Source organism: Mesorhizobium sp. P2_B5, assembly GCF_056404775.1.
Map to the genome: position 1 here is coordinate 167,688 of NZ_JBFUDJ010000006.1, position 17,229 is coordinate 184,916.

Genomic DNA, 17,229 nt, shown 5'->3' on the forward strand with positions numbered 1-17,229 from the left:
CGACAACGCGTGCCTGTCAGTCCCACACCAACAACAACTTGCGCCAGAAAGCGTTGGACGGCATCGGCTTCGAACCGCGTGGCAGCCGGATTGCCAGATAGATCGTCAGCCACTTGCGATCGATCTCGCGGATCGAAACTTTCAAGTCATGCAGTTCGAAAGGTCTCGAGACGCGCGTCCATCCGGAGAATGACAAGGCGCCGACAGGAGCATCGTGTTTCCACACGAGTGTTTCTTCCTGCCTGCCCAGCGCCATGGCGAACTCGAATGGGGATGCGTCATCGTGAGCGATCTCCACCGTCGCGATGACACTTCTGGCAAAGGCCGGGAAGGCCGAATTGAGGGCGGCAACAACCGGGCCATGCGTGTTCGGCCGCAGGAATATGCCGCCATTGTCACCGGCGATGAGCAGCGTCGGCAGCTCGGACGGATAGTCCGTCACAAGCGTCGCACGCTTCATCTCATCATTGGTCATTCGACGCATGCGTTGGCGCTGTTGCGGTGCGTTGAGGCGCGGGCGCCGCGCGTCGGTCGAAACGACATGGCGGATCTGGACGCTCGAAAAGCCGCCAAGTACGCGCGCGTCCGGGCGGCTGCCGCCGCATTTGACTGCAAACAGCAAATCGCGTCGGCCGGTTGTCGGCGAACTGACGGTCGCCCTTATCTCACGCGCCTCGTGCCGTCGGCTGACATCGGCCCAACCGCTCCCGCTCTCATCCTCAAGCAGCTGGGCGAGATTGCTGAAGGTCTGGTTTTCTGCGTCCACGATCGCGAGCTGAAACTGCGCAGAGCCCGTCAGCTCCTCGTCGAGGTAAACCCAACAACTCGCGCCTATGGCGCCCGGCGGGCAGACGCCTTTCAGCAAAGCCATGGTGACATTGCTGCCCTTGGCTTCGAGGAACAACTGGTCCGGCGATTGTTCGACATAGCTCAGCAGGTCCGGATCGGCATCCGGATACGAACTGACATGAGCCAGGCGCATGGGCTCGGCGGAAAGATGCTGCTCGCGGTAAAGTGAGGAATGCAACTCCGGCACGGTCTCTTCGGTCGCCGCGTTGAGTATTTCAACCACACCCAGGGCGAAGTCGGTTCGTCCTGCATGGGCGAGAAGCGAAATTGCGGTATCCGCCCTGCCTTCGCGTGCCGCGATCTCGGCCAGCAACTGCATTGCGTCCGCGGTATTGGCGGGACCTGTACTCAATCTGAGATACCGCTCGTCGTTGACGCGCAGCTCCAAATTCCAGAGGTTGAGCTCCTTCTCATGATTGTCGGTGTTCGAGCTGATGCCGAGCTGCACGAACATGTCCGTTTTCGCGAATCTATGCTTTCGAAAGACAGCGATGATCGGCTTGCGATTCCTCAGCCACTCGGCATTTCGATTCATGCCCGTCGGTGCCGACCGGTACCAATAGAGCGGCTCCGGGACGGGGACGATCTCCAGACCTGCCAGGTCCGCGCGAAGGAAAAACTCCCAATCGCTTGCGGAAAACCCCCGCTCTTCGTTCAGGTAACCTATCTTGTCGAACACCTCACGCCGGAACATCGCATTGGCATCGCCATACGGATTGTTGAGCAAGGCGATGTCCGTAGGTCCGCCGACCGGGAAGTAAAGCATGTAGCCGCTCTTGGTGTCCGGCGGCACGAAGGGCTCGTTGAGCCACTTGGCGAAGGTCGTGCAGATATCGGCGCCGGACTTTTGCATGCCGGCGACGAACGTGCTGACGGCGTTCGGGAACAGCACGTTGTCGTCGTCCAGGAACAGGATCAGTGAACCCTTGGCGGCACGGATTCCCGTGTTGCGCGCCTTGCCGAGAAAGCCGTTCTTCTGCCGGATGATCCGCCAGCCTCGCTGCTCGAACTCCGGTTCGACCTCCGCCAACAATTGGATTGCATCTGGATCGGTGCTGCCGTCATCGACGACGATCAATTCGATGTTGGGATAGTCCTGGCGTCGAACCGAGGCAATCGCCTGGGGCAACAGGCGCGCCCGGTTGTAGTGCGCAGTTATGATCGAAACGAGCGGTGGCCGGCTCCGGCTGCGACTGGAGACCTTACCGGGTTCACGGGAGAATTTTGCATGCAGCCTGCTCCAGGCTTTCTCGCGCGCGTCCCGTTTTTGCAGGGGCTTTGCCGGACCAAACGAGGGGCTTTCCAGCACAGACGCAATTTTGGCCGCGACGGCGGAAGCGGACGCCTCCATCATGACGGCGTCAGCCGACTTCGGATGGAGCACGTCACGTATGCTGCCGACATCTGTCGCGACGAACGGAATCTCTTCGCCGAGGCACGTCATCACCTCCAGCGGAAGCTGAGCCGCTGAGTGTGTCATCGCCACCAGCGCATGACTCTGCCGCAGGTATCTGTAGATATCAGGCTCATCGCGAATGGGCAGGAGCTTCAATTTGAACGGCCATTGCCGCGCACGCCGAACGATCATGCCGCCCGAATGCTCGCCCAGGACATGACCGAACGCGCCGACAACCGTCACTGTCAGATCGGTGACGCCGCTGTCGGCCAGACGATCGAGCGCATCGCAGAACAGCGTCAGTCCATCACGCGCCTCTGTGCCTGAGAAATGAACCACTTCGGCGGCGGGCCGCTCTCGCGGCCTGTAGTGATCGACAGCGAAGTTCGAACGCCACTCCTCCGGCTCGAGAGGCGCAGCAATGTGACGGCTGGTGGGCAGCTTCCATGCCGCCTTGGCCATCCAGTCGAGCAGCGACTGGCCAGCGATGACAAGATGGTCGCACATTTCGGCCGACATCTTTTCCATGTGCGCGACGGTCATCTGCTCCTTTCGTTCGACCGCCCGGGAATTGGCTTCCAGCTTCCACATAAGCGGCTCATGCGCGAGCACGACGATCGCGGGAGGGTCGGGGAAGACGCCTGTGCGCTTCGCAAGGTTAGAGAAATGCGCCAGTCCGCCTTCAAGCGCAAAATAGACGACGTCGAATGCATTCTGCTTGAGGTAGTGGTAGACAGCCAATGAGTTCTTGTCGCTGGAATCCATGCCGCGCAGCAACTCCGGCGACGGCGGCAGCAATTCGAGCCGCACCAGGAAATTGTCGAAGCACCATTTGCGTAGCCTGGCGATTTCCTGATCATCGGGCTGGCTGCCGAGCGGGCTCGGCGCCCAAAGCAGCGTCACGGTGTCACCGGTTCCCGCCAGATGCTGCGCCAGTGCGTAAGTCACCGACCCGTGATCGCCAGTCACCGTCGAGCCGAACTCAACCTCCGAAACGACACACACATTGCGAGGCTTCTGGCTTGCCTGTCGCTTGCCCTTGGGCATAGCGCCTGCCTTGGAACCAACGCTCAATGAGTCCCCCTTGTCAGCCCGCTTCGCTCGAAACAGTCTTGCCAACAGTTGGATAATACTTTGATAATCGTCTCGCGGGGCTCACCTTACCGCACCTGCCTTTCGCGTAAACAGGTTTGATGACGTTCGGATGGTTGAACTTCGATCCCCAAAACATCTCGCCCGACTGGACGACCGGCCGATTGACGTGACTGACGGTGAGATCTTGTGCTTTGTCGGACTGCGCAACGAAGCGACGCTGCTACCGCAACTTCTCGACCATTACCGCGGCCTCGGCGTCGATCGGTTCTTCTTCCTGGACAATGGTTCCACGGACGGGACGCGTGAACTGATCCTGGAGCAGCCGGACAGCCACTGCTTCCACACGGAAGGATCGCATTTCTCTGAAAACATCGATCCGCCGCGATGGATCAACACGCTCATGAATGTGTTCGGCACCGGCCATTGGTGCCTTTCGATCGACGCTGACGAGCTTCTCGTCTATCCCGATTTTGAGCGAGCGAACCTGCGGCAGCTTTGCAACTATCTCGATTCGACCGGCGCGGACGCTGTGATAGGCTCCATGATCGACATGTATGCCGACGGTCCGTTGGCCGAATACAGCTATGATGGCACGATCCCGCTTGTTGAAGCTTCACCCTACTTTGACCCGGAGCCAGGGTGGCTGCGCGCCCGCGACGGTATGTATCCACCGGAGCAGATGTTCGGTGGCGTGAGGGAACGGGTCTTCTGGCACGGCCGGTTCAAGCAAACCCTTCCCCCGTGCCTGACAAAGGTGCCGATCGTAAAATGGGGGCGGGGCACGCATTATCACGTCGCACAGCACACGATCAGCAAGGTCCGATTCAGCGAACTGCGCGTCGCATTGCTGCACTTCAAATTCGTCTGGGGATTTCGCCAGAAATCAGCGTCGTCTCTGAGTGAAAATGCGCAACTCAAGGAAAAGACGCTTGAGGAGCGCGCCGCCTACATGGAAGCCCTGGAGCGCGATCCGAAACTGGCGCTCCGTAACCATAGGTCTGTCCGCTATCGCGGAGACGCCGCGCAACTCGTGGAACTCGGCTGGATGAAAACCTCGGATCGCTATGCCGGATTCGTGTCAACCCTGGCCATACCGCATCAGCGCATCGACGAGGCCACCTGATGTACCCGAACTGTTGAAGGAAAAATCCGGCCGATGCTTATCCGCCGTAGCGGTGGCCACCATCACCAGCGTTTCCGTCCCCACCTTCCGGCCCAAACTGGGACAGACTGTTGAGAGCAAGCGCCTTGCAGGCTGACGGAGCATTCGGGTAACGGTGCAGATAGTCCTCAAGCGCCTCGATGGTGCCGGTTTTGAGGGCCTGCTCGCATGCAAGCTCGGCTTCCTGGACGCCAACATCGGTCCTGGCCTGCGCCGCGCCAGTGAAAGCGACGCTCAACCCCAGCAGACTAAGTCCACCCAAAAGTAGCGAATGAATCCTACGCATAACACACCCCACATACTTCAACCCACTGAAATATTAGCATATGTTAACGTTTTGTCAACCATTCTGGGAAGGTTCCACCAACGTGGTTAACGCGCGCGATTGATGAACGGGCCTCCCTTGCGCTCGGATCTCCCTTGCCTGGTTGGATCGACGTTTAGTCGCTGAACAGTGTCAGCTTGCGGAAGAACGCATTGGTCGGAAAACCATTGGACGTTGCGGTGAAACGAACGGCGAGAACGATTGAAAGCGGGGTCTTCCGTCGTGCGCGAAGCGCTGCCACCAAGGGATGACGCACGAATCTGTCTTCGATGCTCATCCAGCCTGAAAAGGCGATCGTTTGCGCGCCGATGTCCTGTTGCCAATCTATGGTTTGATCGGGTCGAGCAAGGGCGAGAGCAAAATCTATCGCCGGCGCGTCGGCATGAGCGATTTCAACGATTGCTTCCACCTTCCGGAAGAAGGCTGGAAATTGGTGGTCAAGCGATGCGGCGACCGGGCCGTCCGCATGCGGACGCAAGAACAACCCGCCGTCATCCGGTGCGACAAGCAGCAGCGGGAGAGCCGAGACGCGCGATGTAAGCAACCGTGCGCTCCTCAGTATGTCGTAGTCGAGGATGATCGAACTGCCACCGACATCAGGACGGTACGGGGCATTGTGGTGCGTAGCGGCGGGGCGTCCAAGCAAGATGGCAGCCGTATCGGGGCGACCGATCGACACAGCAATGCTCGCAAGCTTCTCTATGGCTGCATCGCTATTCGGTTCGATGTCGCACAGCTCCAGATATTTTCGATTGCGGGGGATATATTTCAGGTTTTCGCGGGCACTTTCAATTTCGGACCGGTGCGTGTTCTGAGCGACGGCCAAATGATGCAGCAGGCGGACGTCATCAGGTTGGCTCGACCTGAACGCCTCCAGGACGGGAAGCCGGTTGTCGTACCAGTTCGAGGTCCGAAACATTCCATCCGGTTTCGAGCGATACCAGTATAGCGGCTTTGGAATCGTCCTGATCTTGAGACCTGCGAGAGAGGCTCGCGCAAAGAACTCCCAGTCGTGCATGGCGTAGCCGGGCTTTTCGATCAGAAACCCGATCTGCGAGAACACAGATCGGCGCATCATCGCATTCGCGTCACCGTAGACGTTGTGGATCAGACCGAGCGCGTCGGGACCACCCAGTGGCAGGTACTGGATCAGCCCGTCGGCGCGATGCTCGGGCACCAAATCCTCGTAGAAGATCAGTTGGAACGCAGTGCAGATGTCAGCGCCCGATGTTGCCATCGCACGCACGAAATGATCGACGGCCTCCGCAAACAGCGCGTTGTCATCGTCGACGAACAGGATCAGCTCGCCTTGCGAAGCGCGGATGCCGGCGTTTCGCGCCGCGCCGAGATGCTCGTGCGGTCGGCGCAGGATCTTCCATCCGCGCTGACGGAAGGTGGGTTCCAGCGTATCCAGCAATCGCCTGGCTTCGTCCAGGTCGCTTCCGTCGTCGACCAGAACCAGCTCCAGGTGATCGTAGGTTTGCGCCTCGATCGCCGCGATTGCCTGTTTCAGATAGAGCGGCCGGTTGCGATGGGCCATGACAATGGAGACCAGTGGTGACGACCCGACACTTTTGTCGACGCGCCTGCGCTTGGCCGGTGTCGGCAAATTGCGCGTATCCAGCCACGATTGCCGAGATTGGCGCAGGCTGTCGACAGGCAGTGGGCGAGGCGGGTCATTGAGCGCCGCCGAAATCGCCTGCGCCAACGCGGCAGCGTCAGGATCGACCAGCCGCGGTTGCCTCGCCTTTGCATTCCAGCTCTCGGCGTTCGCGTCGGCATTGGTCGCAACAAAAGGCAGTCCCGCCTCGATACATGCGGCAACAGTGCCGCCCGTCGATGCGGCGCGGGCGGGGATGACGGCAAGCGCGCCGGTCCGCGCGACGTAGTCGAGCTTTGCGGCGGGGCTTGCGTGCGCCAACAGGTTGAGCTTGAACGGCCAACGCTCGGCTCGTCTCAGAAGCAGTCCACCGCTATGCTCGCCCATGATCTTTCCGAATGGGCCGAATGCGGTGACCGTCAGCTCTTTTGGCGCTGTTGGCGCGATGATGTCGAGCGCGTCGCAAAGCAGCGTCAGGCCATCGCGGAAGCGCCACCCAGCCAAGACAGCAAGTTCTCCGGCGCTTCCCGTCACGATCGACGGCCGCGCTCCGGCTGGACCGAGACGATCCTGCAACGGCAACATCGGCGTCACGATCGCCTTCTTCACCTTCCAGCCCTTCGACAACATCCACTGTCGCAAGGCTGCCGACACACAGATCGTCCTGTTCGCCATCTCGGCGCAGTATTTCTCCATATAGGCGACGGCAATCGCCTCGGTGCTGTCCATGAACGCCTTGTCGGCTTCACGTCCCCATTCTTCCGGAGCGTGGGCGACGACCACGATCGGCGGCGCGGCAAAGGCCGCAGTCTCGACCGCCAGCAGCGTGTAGTAAGGCAAGCCGCCCTCAAGGGGCGCGTAGACCAGATCGTGGCCGGACCGTTCGAGATAATGCAGCACGGCGGCGGACCGGCTCTCGGGCGTCGTCAGCGAAGGAAGCAACTGATCGGATTTGTCGAGAATTTCCAGTCGCACCGAGGCCGCCTCCAGGTCGCGGTGGCGCGCTGCCTCCTCCGCTGGAGCATCCCTGCCTGGAACCCACAGCAAGGTGACGTCGTCGCCATCTTCGGCGAAAAGCCTGGCCAGTTCGGCCATGGCGCCGTCTTCGCCCCCATGATCGATTGCATTTGTCACGACGCAGACGCGGCGAGGCTTGCCTTCCTTTGACGGCCTCCGCTGCTTGCCACCAACGGCCATCCGACTCCCTCTGATCCAAATCCGCCGAGTGCGCTCCGCAGCACAGTCGATCTGCAATGATGCCCGCGACGGGTTTACGTTTCAGTGATCATCCTTCTGCGTCATTGGTAAACCAAATCGTCAATCAGGTCCTAAAACGGCTGCACAATCAATCGACTGATACAACTTTAGCGACACAGAATATTCAATCTTTACGGCTCCCAGCTAGTCATTGACGGCATAGCAGGAGGCGCAGATGAAAACGATAATGAAGTTTCTCGGTGCGCTCGGTTTGATGGGCGCACTGGTCCCAACAAGCTCCGCGGGAGAATTGCTGCGACCGCGCATCAGTGTTGGCACGGCCAACGTCAAGACGATCAGTGGCGATCGCGGTGGCTATGTGATCGACTATGCCATCCGTGCGCTGAAAATGCGCCGCAGCGGCACCTTTGTGCGGTTCAACGGTTCGTGTGACTCGGCCTGCACGCTTTATCTGTCGATGCCCAAGAGCAAGGTGTGCATCACGCAGAATGCTTCGTTCGGCTTTCACCTGCCATATGGCGTTTCTGCGCGGGGCAATCAGGTGGCCGCTAATTTCATGATGAAAAACTACCCTGGCTGGGTTCGCGGCTGGATCGCCAAGCGTGGGGGGCTGAAGAGCTCCATCGCGAAGATGACATACGCGGATGCGAGCCGCTTTCTGCCGACGTGTCCTTCCCAACAGCGGGGCATGACAATCGCGAGCCTGAGCCCGACGCGTCTGCGTGGCGGCTGATTGCTGACGCAGTACTGAAACATCACGACGGCGGGTGCTCGACAGCGCCCGCCGTCGCCGATTCATACGGCGGTGCACAGTTGGTTGAACAGCTCACTTGGCCAAAACACAATGCGTTCGGTTAACCAGTTCTCAAGAGACTTGGTTAACGCAAACTTGATTTTGTTGACTCTTTTTTAGCGCAAGCCGATTCTGCGGGTGGGGGTTTGAACGCTATCGGCCGTGGTTTGCGCCGAAGCGCAAGCTGGCGGCGGGTAGTTGTATGAGCATCGGCGGCGGTACGAGGTCGGCGAGCCGACCTGAGAGCGGCCTTACGCAATCGAAGGCGGGGACGGCTTCGTCGAGGGACTTGCGCTTCCGGCGCAGGAGCCTGCGGATCATTTGCACGGGCCTGTTGTCCTGGCTGCTTTTGGGTGTCTACCGCAGCGCAATCGTTCATCCGCAAACCACGTTTCCAGGCCTTTTGGGGGCCATCCCCAAGGGATTGGCATCGAGCTACTACGACTTGATTGTCGTTACCTCCCTGACCGTGGTGACCCTGATCCTGCTATTCCTGGCAAAGGCCAGCCGTCTCGGCTCAGTAATCGTCGTCTTCCTCTTCTATGTTGCTGTCGTGATCTCTCTGAGCTGGGGATTTGCCAACATCAATCTCGTCAAGATGCTGGGCGAACCGTTCACGTTCCAGTGGCTGGTCTATGGCGACTTCTTGCAGAATGCCGATGCCAGGAACGCGATGGGCGACGCGCTCAACATAAAGGACTTCGCGACCCTTTCCGGGTCCGTCATTCTGGTGCTCATCCTTGGCTATGCCGCGGCCAGTTTGTGCCAGCGGCTGAGCGCCGCTGGCTGCGGGGCCTTTCTGGGCGTGCTCGTTGTGTGTGTCGGCGCGGCCATCGCTGGTAGCAGGTACCACGTGCGGGCGGAGGCGCTGCCGGCGGCCAAGATCAACAATCCGATCCTGTATTTTGTTGAATCGGCCGTGCTCAATCCAACGCCGGTCGTGCTGGCAATGAACGCCAACACCAATGACCCGGATGTCGCAAGCGTCGGCGAGCGTCCGCCGGAGACGTCGACCTTCAAGGCGCCGACGCCAAACCCGATCAAGAACGTGCTGATTTTCATGATGGAGTCGGTGCCGTCCAAATACATCGAGACGTATGGCGGCAAGTATCCGATCACACCAAATATCAAGAGTTACGCAAAGGACTCCATACGATTCGACAACATATATGCGCACGCGCCTTCCACGCATTACTCGGTGTTTTCTCTGCTCACCTCTATGTATAACGATATTTCATACTATGGCATGACCACCAGGTATCCATATCTGCCCCTGGACACGATCTCCAACACCCTGTCCAAGAACAATTTCCGCACAGGGTTTTTCTGGAGCGCGGATTCCCGGTTCCAACGGGTCGATGAGTTTCTGCTCAACAAGGGGCTGGATGTGATCCAGGACTACCGGGGGCAAAAATGCAGCACCCCGACTTTCAAGCTCAGCTCCGAGCAGTGGAAGAACATGGACTACAACAGCGATCTTTGCACGGCGCAATCGATCATCGACTGGATGAACAAGGACGCGGGAAAACCCTTCTTCGGCATAATGTTCACGGCGATGACCCATTATCCCTACATCACCGACAGCCCGATGTTTTCGAAGATGGCGCCTTCCTCCGACGGCGACACGCTGGTCCACTACTCGGATGATCAGAAATTCAATGCTTATCTCAACGCCCTGAAGGTCGGCGATACAGCGCTTGGCGAGATCCTTGAATCGCTCAAGCAGTCTGGCAAGCTCGATTCGACGCTCGTGGTCATATTGGGCGATCATGGCGAGGCGTTCGGGGAGCATGGCGACTATATTCATGCCAGCGCGATCTACGAGGAAAACATCCACATCCCGCTCATCATGATCAACAAGTATCTCTTTCATGACGAAGTTGCGCACCCGGTCGGCGGCATCATCGATATCGCCCCGACGATCTTCGACATACTTGGACTTCCGCTGCCGAGGCAGTGGCAGGGGCGCAGCCTGTTCAGCGAGCAACGGCCAAACAAGACCTTCTTCTTCAATCCCTGGGCCGGTTTCCTGTTCGGCTATCGCGAGAACGATCGAAAGGTCATCTTCAACGCGACCACCGGCAAGGTGGAGGAATACGACCTCAAGGCCGATTCCGGTGAACGAACCAACCTCTTCACGGCCGATACCGGCGACCGAAACGCGCTGCTGCAACCCATCGCCGGATGGGTGCAATCGCAGAGGCGGCGCGTGGCCGACCTGATGGCCGCCGCGGCGAAAGACACAGGACGTTGCTCCATCACCAGTCTGGAGATCGACGCTGCCGGCATTGATCTCCAAGGCGCGCCTCGGTTCGACGTCCTGGTCGACGGAAAGACCGTCGCCGAGATCGACGTCCCGGGCAAGGAAAGCGTTGCATCGACGCCCGAAGCCGCCGTGGCGGAGCTGATGCAGGCGTCAACCGAGGCCAAGCCGTTCCACATCGATCTCAGCAGCGTTCCGAACCCGAAGACGATCGAGCTTCGCTATGTCAACGACCTGTGGGGCGGAGAGGGCAAGCCAGGTGATCGCAACCTGTTCATCAAGAGCATCAAGGTGAACGGTCAGCTGGTGCCAAACACCAGGCTGCATGTCGACGAGCAGTCTCACGGCTACACCGACGACAACGGGACCGCCATGTACAGCAACGGCTCGCTATGGGTTAGCGGCCCCTTCGTCGAGGGATGTGTATAATGTCCCGCGTGCCTGACCGTCGCTCTCGATTTGCAGCCCGTGCGCGCTGCGACAGACACTGTCGGCCCTCCCGGTTGACATCGTCGCGCGGCAGTCAATAGCATGCGAAATACGGATGGTTGTGGCGTGGAGCCAATTATCAGCGCAGGACGGACCGGGCGCGTTCTTGCGGTATGCTCGGCTGGTCGATGCCCGCTTGGGAAGCAAACATCGAATGCGATCGCTCGGCATGACGACCCAGACCGGATTGCCATCTGAATCGGCCAGCGGGGCGAGGCGCCATCGACTTGCCAGGCGTGTCTCCCTGGCGCCCCTCCTGGCCATTTGGTGCCAGATGGCGCTTTGCGGGGCCGCGCACGCCGAAGACAGCGGACCTGCAGATGCCGTTGCCGTCCCGACGGCTTTCGAACTTCAGCTTGTTTATGCCGACCGCACGTGGATATGGGATAACGGAGCGGCCTATTTCGGACAGAAGGATCGACCGGTCCGGGCCTGGACCTCCGAGCAGGACACGGCTTCTGTCGGCGAAGGCAGATGGCATCTGAGCAACGATGGCAGGATGTGCATGGATCTCATCTGGCGGTCCAAGGCCTACGCCGCAGCGCCGATTCGCACGTGTTTCAGCCACCGCATCCGGGGTGGGACCCTCGAGCAGCGCAAGGATCCGGACGGTCTCTGGTACAGCTTCAGGCACTCTCTGGAAGACCCTTCCGACGAGCAACGGAAATTCGAGGAAGGCGATACAAAGGGCGCGCAGTTTGACAAGGTCCGTGGCCTGATCGATTCCAAGAGTTGATGCATGCGGCCCAAGTGCGCATGCGATTTTGGGACAACGGCATGCATGAAGACAAGGATAAGCGCGTTGACGCGCTCCGTCGTGAGAGCGCGCTCCACGATTTCCAGGGCCGGCTTTATCAAAGGCTCGCTGAGAAGCCCTCACCCACCTCAGCGAGCCCACGTCCCGACACACAACAAACGGGACGACTACCAGCTTTGCGAGCTGGTATTGCTTTCCGATGCATTTGACATGTCTGGCGTAGTTGACCGGCTGCGCTTCGCCGTCGGCATCGGAATTGTGGACGCGGCGGCCCCCAGTCCGAAGAATGGGGCGGCTGTCCTGACGATCGTATCGATGTCGGAAAGTTCCGGCATGAAACCCAGGTGTTCGCGTGCGCCGGCCGGGTCGGCGTAGAGCTCTGCCGGGTCTCCCGGGCGCCGGGGCCTGAAGACCGCGGGAACCGATTTTGACGTCATCCGGGTGACCGCCTGGAGAATCTCCTTGATCGAAACCCCGCGTCCGGTGCCGAGATTGACAGACAGGCTTTCGCCACCCGCCTCGAGATGCATGAGAGCCCTCAGATGCGCGCGGGCCAGATCGCTGACATGGATGTAGTCGCGCACGCAGGTGCCATCCGACGTGTCGTAGTCCGCGCCGAAAATCTCGATCTCGTCGATCGTGCCGGATGCGGCCATGAGCACTCGCGGGATCAGGTGCGTTTCCGGCGTATGCCATTCGCCCAGCTCGCCCTCCGGATCGGCGCCGCAAGCGTTGAAGTAGCGCAGGATCGCATATTTCATTCCATAGGCGGAGGCATAGTCCCTGATGATCTGCTCGCCCATCAGCTTGGTCCGCCCATAAGGGCTGATTGGATTTTGCGCCGAGGTCTCGCGAATGGGCAATGTTTCGGGCACGCCGTAGGTTGCGCAGCTGCTTGAGAAGATGATGTTTTCGATCGAGCTTGCGCGCGCCGCATCCAGCACCGCGATGGTACCCGACACATTGGTCGAATAATATTCCGCGGGCTCATGAACAGACTCGCCAACATAGGCCAGCGCTGCAAAGTGGATTATCGCCTTCGGCTGATAGGTCCTGATCGCCTGCTGCAGCACTGTCCGGTCCCGGATATTGCCGACGACAAGCGGCCCCCAGGCAACCGATCTCTCGTTGCCGCGGCTTAGATTGTCGAAAACGACGGGCAGGTAGCCGGCAGCCGACAACAGCTTGCAGGTGTGGCTGCCGATGTAACCGGCCCCACCCGTTACCAGGATTGCCGGGCGGCTCATTTACATCGCTGCTTCTTTGACGGGCCGGCTCGAGTAGAGCAGGGCGTCAAAATACGCCGTGGTATGCGCAAGCCCCTGGCTCAGGCTGATCTTTGGCTCCCAGCCAAGATTCTCCCGGGCAAAGGAGATGTCCGGCTTGCGCTGTTTGGGATCGTCGACGGGCAGCGGCCGATGCACGATCTTCGACCGCGAGTTGGTGTATTCGATCACCTGCGTCGCCAGGTCCAGAATGGTGAATTCGGCAGGGTTGCCGAGATTGACCGGGTGCTGCGGCGCGCTCGGTGCGTTCATCAGCCGGATGAAGCCTTCGATCAGGTCGTCCGCGTAGCAGAATGAACGTGTCTGCTGGCCGCTGCCGTAGACGGTCAGATCGTCACCGCGCAAAGCCTGGACGATGAAGTTCGACACGACGCGGCCATCGTCCGGCTGCATGCGGCGGCCATAGGTGTTGAAGATCCGCGCGACGCGGATATCGAGGCCGTACATTCTCGAATAATCGAAGAACAGCGTCTCGGCCGAACGCTTGCCCTCGTCATAGCAGGATCGCGGACCGTGCGGATTGACGTTGCCGAAGTAGGCTTCCGGCTGCGGATGCACCAAGGGGTCGCCATAGACCTCGGACGTCGAAGCCTGAAATATCTTGGCATTGTTCCGGCGCGCGAGTTCGAGCAGGTTCAGCGAACCAAGCACGCTTGTCTTGAACGTATGGATCGGATCAGCCTGGTAATGCGGCGGGGAGGCCGGGCAGGCGAGGTTGTAGATTTCATCGACCTGAAGATCCGAAGGCAGTGCGTCGACAATGTCGTGCTCGATGCACGTAAATCGCGGATTGCGCAGGATGGCATTGAGATTGTACCTTTTGCCGGTGTGGAAATTGTCCAGCACGACAACGTCGTATCCATCCAGCAAAAGACGCTCGCACAGATGCGAACCCAGAAATCCTGCCCCGCCGGCAACCAGGGCGCGGCCCCGATTGATGTTAGCGCGCCTTCGGCTGTTCCCGGACTCGAGTTTCAGAACGTTGACAGTTCTACCCATACTCCACCCCTTCGCCCTTACGCACTGCGCACGCTACCGCCCGGACATAGCGTTGCCCGGCCACGCCCCTGCGGACGTCGCAAACCCTCCGCCTCTGCGGAATCGTCACTCCTGATGTCTGTTGACTGCTTTCTGAGTTCGCTGGGCGACGCTATGCGGCTATTGGTTGCCGTTCAGCATTCGATTACGCCCCGAAATCGCGGTTACGCGTCTGGTGCCACCATCGCCCATTGCTCGCCCAAATTGCATATCCCAACGTATCAAAAATATACCTGTGGAAATCATAGTCAACTAAATTAGCAAATCCTTAACCGTAATCGTTGGGGAGTGGTTAATCATGAGGTCGGCAGCGTCTGCCGCTTCAACTCGAGCGACGATCGAAAAATGGCAATATACCGGTAGAAAATGATAATATTAATGGATTTGCGAAAGCAAAAAGTGACAAATATGACAAAGAAATGTCAGATATAGAACGAAAACGCCCAGTCGAAAGCTCGCACTGGCTCTATATAGCGCATCGTATATTTGAAAATATTTCGATTTATGAAATATCAAGAATATGATAACACTACGCTTCGTCCGCAAATTCTTAGAAAAAAATGCGACCGGCGCCCCCGAAACGGCTCGGGCCAGAAATGTTCGTGGCGTTCTCAATGTAGGGGTTTAGGTTCACCCCGTCGGTTGGATAAGGCACGTTCGCCCTCTTTATTTCATGGCCAGATATTCAGGTTACCAAAGTGATATTCTATGATACAGTGAGCGTCAAACAGTACTGACTCGTTAATTGCGGAAGTTTTGTGCGCGATTATAGTTACAATGAAACTCATTGATGTGACTCTATGCACGAATGTCTATATCAAAGACATTTCGGCTTGAAATATGCGCCATCTTGCTTCTTGTAGATTTTTGGGATCGAAACCCCCTCGGGCACAATATGCCTCTCAATAATCAAAATCGTGGAAGGTCCTGGCACTATCCATTTATATAGATATTAGCGATGGCTTATGAGCGCATAGGTAGAAATCCTTTAGTGTTGCGACGCGGCCATGACGCCGATGCAATTGGACGGCGGGCAACTCGCTTGGCCAAATCCGCGCAAACATTCATTTGGCTATTATCTTTGTCTTGGACGGACGAGGCTCGCTGCGCAGGCCATCGCCTTTTGATCCTTGGAGCGCTATTGGCAAGCTGGTCGAACACTCGGGTTATTCTCAATGCGCTTTCTCTTCTTCCTGATCCTGCTCGCCGGTATCGCCGTCGGCGTCGTCTATCCCTGGGCGATGACGAATTTCTCCGGCCATGAGGTCGGCAGCTACAGGGTCTATGAGCAGGGCCGCTTCAAGCCGGTGACGGTGGCGCTCTCGTCAAGCGACGCGCCGGTCAGGGTCCTGGTCGACCTGACAGCGCGGGCCGAGCGCATCGTCTCGCAGCAACGCACTATCTTGACGTTGACCGCGGCTACCGGTGGCAAGACGGTGCTCGCCTCGACGCTGCAGTTCAACCACTCAGACAATCCGCGCCAGGTCAGCCCGCAACTGCCCGACAAGATCTTTCGCGACGAGGCCGGCGTGATCGCGACCGTCAGCCCCGGCTCCTATCTCTTCACCGTCGGCCCGGGCGATGCCGATGATATCCCGATGCGGGCGGTGGACCTGGTGCTGCGCGCCGGTACCGGCGAGATCGACGGCCGCGCCCGGCCGGTCGGCTATGGGTTGATTGCCGTCGGCCTGATCGGCTTCCTGCTATCGTTGCGTTTCGGCGGCAGCCGGCCGGACAACCCCAACTCGAAGCCGCCGCCGCCGCGCTGGGGCAGGGGCTCCTCGAAATGAGCGCGGCATGAATTACCGTCACGCCTATCACGCCGGAAATTTCGCCGATGTCGTCAAGCATGTCGTGCTCAGCCTTCTGCTCGACTATCTAAAGCAGAAGGACAAGGCGTTCCGTGTCATCGACACTCATGCCGGCATTGGCCGTTATGATCTGTCGTCGACGGAAGCGCAAAAGACCGGCGAATGGCAGGGCGGCATCGGCCGCCTGATCGACGCCCCGTTGGACAAATCGGCGGCTGCGCTGCTTGCCCCCTATCTCGAAGCCGTGCGTTCGCTCAATCCCGATGGTGGCGTGAGGAAATATCCGGGCTCACCACTCATCGCCCGCCATCTCATGCGCAAGCAGGATCGGCTGTCGGCAATCGAACTGCATGGCGATGATGCCGCCAGGCTGAAGACCTTGTTTGCCGGCGATTTCCAGACGAGGGTCATCGAACTCGACGGCTGGCTGGCCCTCGGCGCGCATCTGCCGCCGAAGGAAAAGCGTGGGCTGGTCCTTATCGATCCGCCCTTCGAGGAAGCCGGCGAATTCGACCGCCTCGTCGACGGGATGCAAAGAGCGCACAAGCGCTGGCCGGGTGGCATCTATGCGCTGTGGTATCCGATCAAGGACCGCAAGGCGATTATCGCCTTCCGCAAGGCTCTCAAGCAATCCGGCGTCGCGAAGCTGCTCGACATCGAGTTCGAGATCCGGCCTGCGTCGCGGGAGCCGAGCCTCGACGGCAGCGGCATGGTGGTGGTCAACCCACCCTTCACGCTGGAGCGCGACCTGCGCATCGTGCTGCCGGCTCTGCACAGACTGCTGGCGGTCGAAAAGCCGGCGCACTGGTCGCTGGAATGGCTGGCCGGGGAATAGCAACGCTTCTCTGCGGGCGCCGCATGCGCCCGCAACCTCCAGCGAAGTCATGCTTGCCGTGTCCTGCGACAGCCGCGCGGCGGTCGATGCGATGAACGAGGCGGCGGCGAAACATGGCGGCACGGCCGACATCAATGCCCAGCAGGATTATGGCTTCATGTACAATCGTAGCCTGGCCGACCCTGACGGTCACATCTGGGAGGCGATGTGGATGGACCCGGCCGCGGTGCCGCAGGGCGACGCGAAGCAGGGCTGAAGCGGGACAGAGCGCCGACCATGGCAGCCCGCTTTCCCAGATATAGGGAAGGCGGG

At 59.4% G+C, this 17,229-nt stretch carries 11 protein-coding genes; 7 read left to right on the forward strand and 4 right to left on the reverse strand.

Annotated features, from left to right (window positions below):
• Positions 1–16: 16 nt before the first annotated feature.
• Positions 17–3,055: a DUF6212 domain-containing protein gene (locus AC1D1N_RS20810; protein ID WP_477350710.1), complete on the reverse strand. Its 3,039-nt coding sequence runs from the start codon at positions 3,053–3,055 to the stop codon at positions 17–19.
• Between the two features lie 394 nt (positions 3,056–3,449).
• On the opposite strand from AC1D1N_RS20810, the gene AC1D1N_RS20815 reads away from it, so the two are divergent.
• Positions 3,450–4,463: a glycosyltransferase family 2 protein gene (locus tag AC1D1N_RS20815; protein WP_477350712.1), complete on the forward strand. Its 1,014-nt coding sequence runs from the start codon at positions 3,450–3,452 to the stop codon at positions 4,461–4,463.
• 479 nt (positions 4,464–4,942) lie between these two features.
• Here AC1D1N_RS20815 and AC1D1N_RS20820 read toward each other — a convergent pair whose 3' ends face one another.
• A complete protein-coding gene (locus tag AC1D1N_RS20820) occupies positions 4,943–7,624 on the reverse strand; it encodes a DUF6212 domain-containing protein (RefSeq protein WP_477350714.1) in 2,682 nt (893 codons plus the stop codon).
• A 235-nt stretch (positions 7,625–7,859) separates the two neighbouring features.
• Between AC1D1N_RS20820 and AC1D1N_RS20825 the strand changes: the two genes are divergently transcribed.
• From AC1D1N_RS20825 to AC1D1N_RS20835, 3 genes are all read left to right on the forward strand, one after another.
• The gene (locus AC1D1N_RS20825) at positions 7,860–8,378 is read left to right on the forward strand and encodes a hypothetical protein (protein WP_477350716.1); all 519 of its coding nucleotides are present in this window, start codon (positions 7,860–7,862) and stop codon (positions 8,376–8,378) included.
• Between the two features lie 262 nt (positions 8,379–8,640).
• Entirely contained in the window at positions 8,641–11,130 is a 2,490-nt protein-coding gene (locus AC1D1N_RS20830) for a sulfatase-like hydrolase/transferase (protein WP_477350718.1), read from the forward strand.
• Between the two features lie 229 nt (positions 11,131–11,359).
• On the forward strand, positions 11,360–11,926 hold the full coding sequence (locus AC1D1N_RS20835; protein ID WP_436259127.1) for a DUF995 domain-containing protein: 567 nt from the start codon (positions 11,360–11,362) through the stop codon (positions 11,924–11,926).
• A gap of 188 nt (positions 11,927–12,114) precedes the next feature.
• On the opposite strand, the gene galE is transcribed toward AC1D1N_RS20835, so the two are convergent.
• Together galE and AC1D1N_RS20845 are read right to left on the reverse strand one after the other, a co-directional pair.
• Positions 12,115–13,194, reverse strand: a complete 1,080-nt coding sequence (galE, locus tag AC1D1N_RS20840) for a UDP-glucose 4-epimerase GalE (protein WP_436259128.1) — start codon at positions 13,192–13,194, stop codon at positions 12,115–12,117.
• Positions 13,195–14,232, reverse strand: coding sequence for a UDP-glucuronic acid decarboxylase family protein (locus AC1D1N_RS20845; RefSeq protein WP_477350722.1), 1,038 nt, complete (start codon positions 14,230–14,232; stop codon positions 13,195–13,197).
• A 1,214-nt stretch (positions 14,233–15,446) separates the two neighbouring features.
• Here AC1D1N_RS20845 and AC1D1N_RS20850 point away from each other — a divergent pair.
• The 3 genes from AC1D1N_RS20850 to AC1D1N_RS20860 are packed head-to-tail and all read left to right on the forward strand — an operon-like array spanning position 15,447 to position 17,173.
• On the forward strand, positions 15,447–16,061 hold the full coding sequence (locus AC1D1N_RS20850; RefSeq protein WP_436259130.1) for a hypothetical protein: 615 nt from the start codon (positions 15,447–15,449) through the stop codon (positions 16,059–16,061).
• 7 nt (positions 16,062–16,068) lie between these two features.
• Positions 16,069–16,917 carry a 23S rRNA (adenine(2030)-N(6))-methyltransferase RlmJ gene (locus AC1D1N_RS20855; RefSeq protein WP_352585112.1) on the forward strand — a complete coding sequence of 283 codons (849 nt, stop codon included), beginning with the start codon at positions 16,069–16,071 and terminating at the stop codon, positions 16,915–16,917.
• 49 nt (positions 16,918–16,966) lie between these two features.
• Positions 16,967–17,173, forward strand: coding sequence for a VOC family protein (locus AC1D1N_RS20860; protein ID WP_436259131.1), 207 nt, complete (start codon positions 16,967–16,969; stop codon positions 17,171–17,173).
• The last annotated feature ends 56 nt before the right edge of the window (positions 17,174–17,229 follow it).

Excerpts from the sequence above, each read along its gene's own strand:
- galE (WP_436259128.1), bottom strand. The coding sequence starts at position 13,194 with ATGAGCCGCCCGGCAATCCTGGTAACGGGTGGGGCCGGTTACATCGGC.
- AC1D1N_RS20855 (WP_352585112.1), top strand. The coding sequence starts at position 16,069 with ATGAATTACCGTCACGCCTATCACGCCGGAAATTTCGCCGATGTCGTC.
- AC1D1N_RS20830 (WP_477350718.1), top strand. The coding sequence starts at position 8,641 with ATGAGCATCGGCGGCGGTACGAGGTCGGCGAGCCGACCTGAGAGCGGC.
- AC1D1N_RS20815 (WP_477350712.1), top strand. The coding sequence starts at position 3,450 with ATGGTTGAACTTCGATCCCCAAAACATCTCGCCCGACTGGACGACCGG.
- AC1D1N_RS20835 (WP_436259127.1), top strand. The coding sequence starts at position 11,360 with ATGACGACCCAGACCGGATTGCCATCTGAATCGGCCAGCGGGGCGAGG.
- AC1D1N_RS20820 (WP_477350714.1), bottom strand. The coding sequence starts at position 7,624 with ATGGCCGTTGGTGGCAAGCAGCGGAGGCCGTCAAAGGAAGGCAAGCCT.
- AC1D1N_RS20825 (WP_477350716.1), top strand. The coding sequence starts at position 7,860 with ATGAAAACGATAATGAAGTTTCTCGGTGCGCTCGGTTTGATGGGCGCA.
- AC1D1N_RS20850 (WP_436259130.1), top strand. The coding sequence starts at position 15,447 with ATGCGCTTTCTCTTCTTCCTGATCCTGCTCGCCGGTATCGCCGTCGGC.
- AC1D1N_RS20860 (WP_436259131.1), top strand. The coding sequence starts at position 16,967 with ATGCTTGCCGTGTCCTGCGACAGCCGCGCGGCGGTCGATGCGATGAAC.
- AC1D1N_RS20845 (WP_477350722.1), bottom strand. The coding sequence starts at position 14,232 with ATGGGTAGAACTGTCAACGTTCTGAAACTCGAGTCCGGGAACAGCCGA.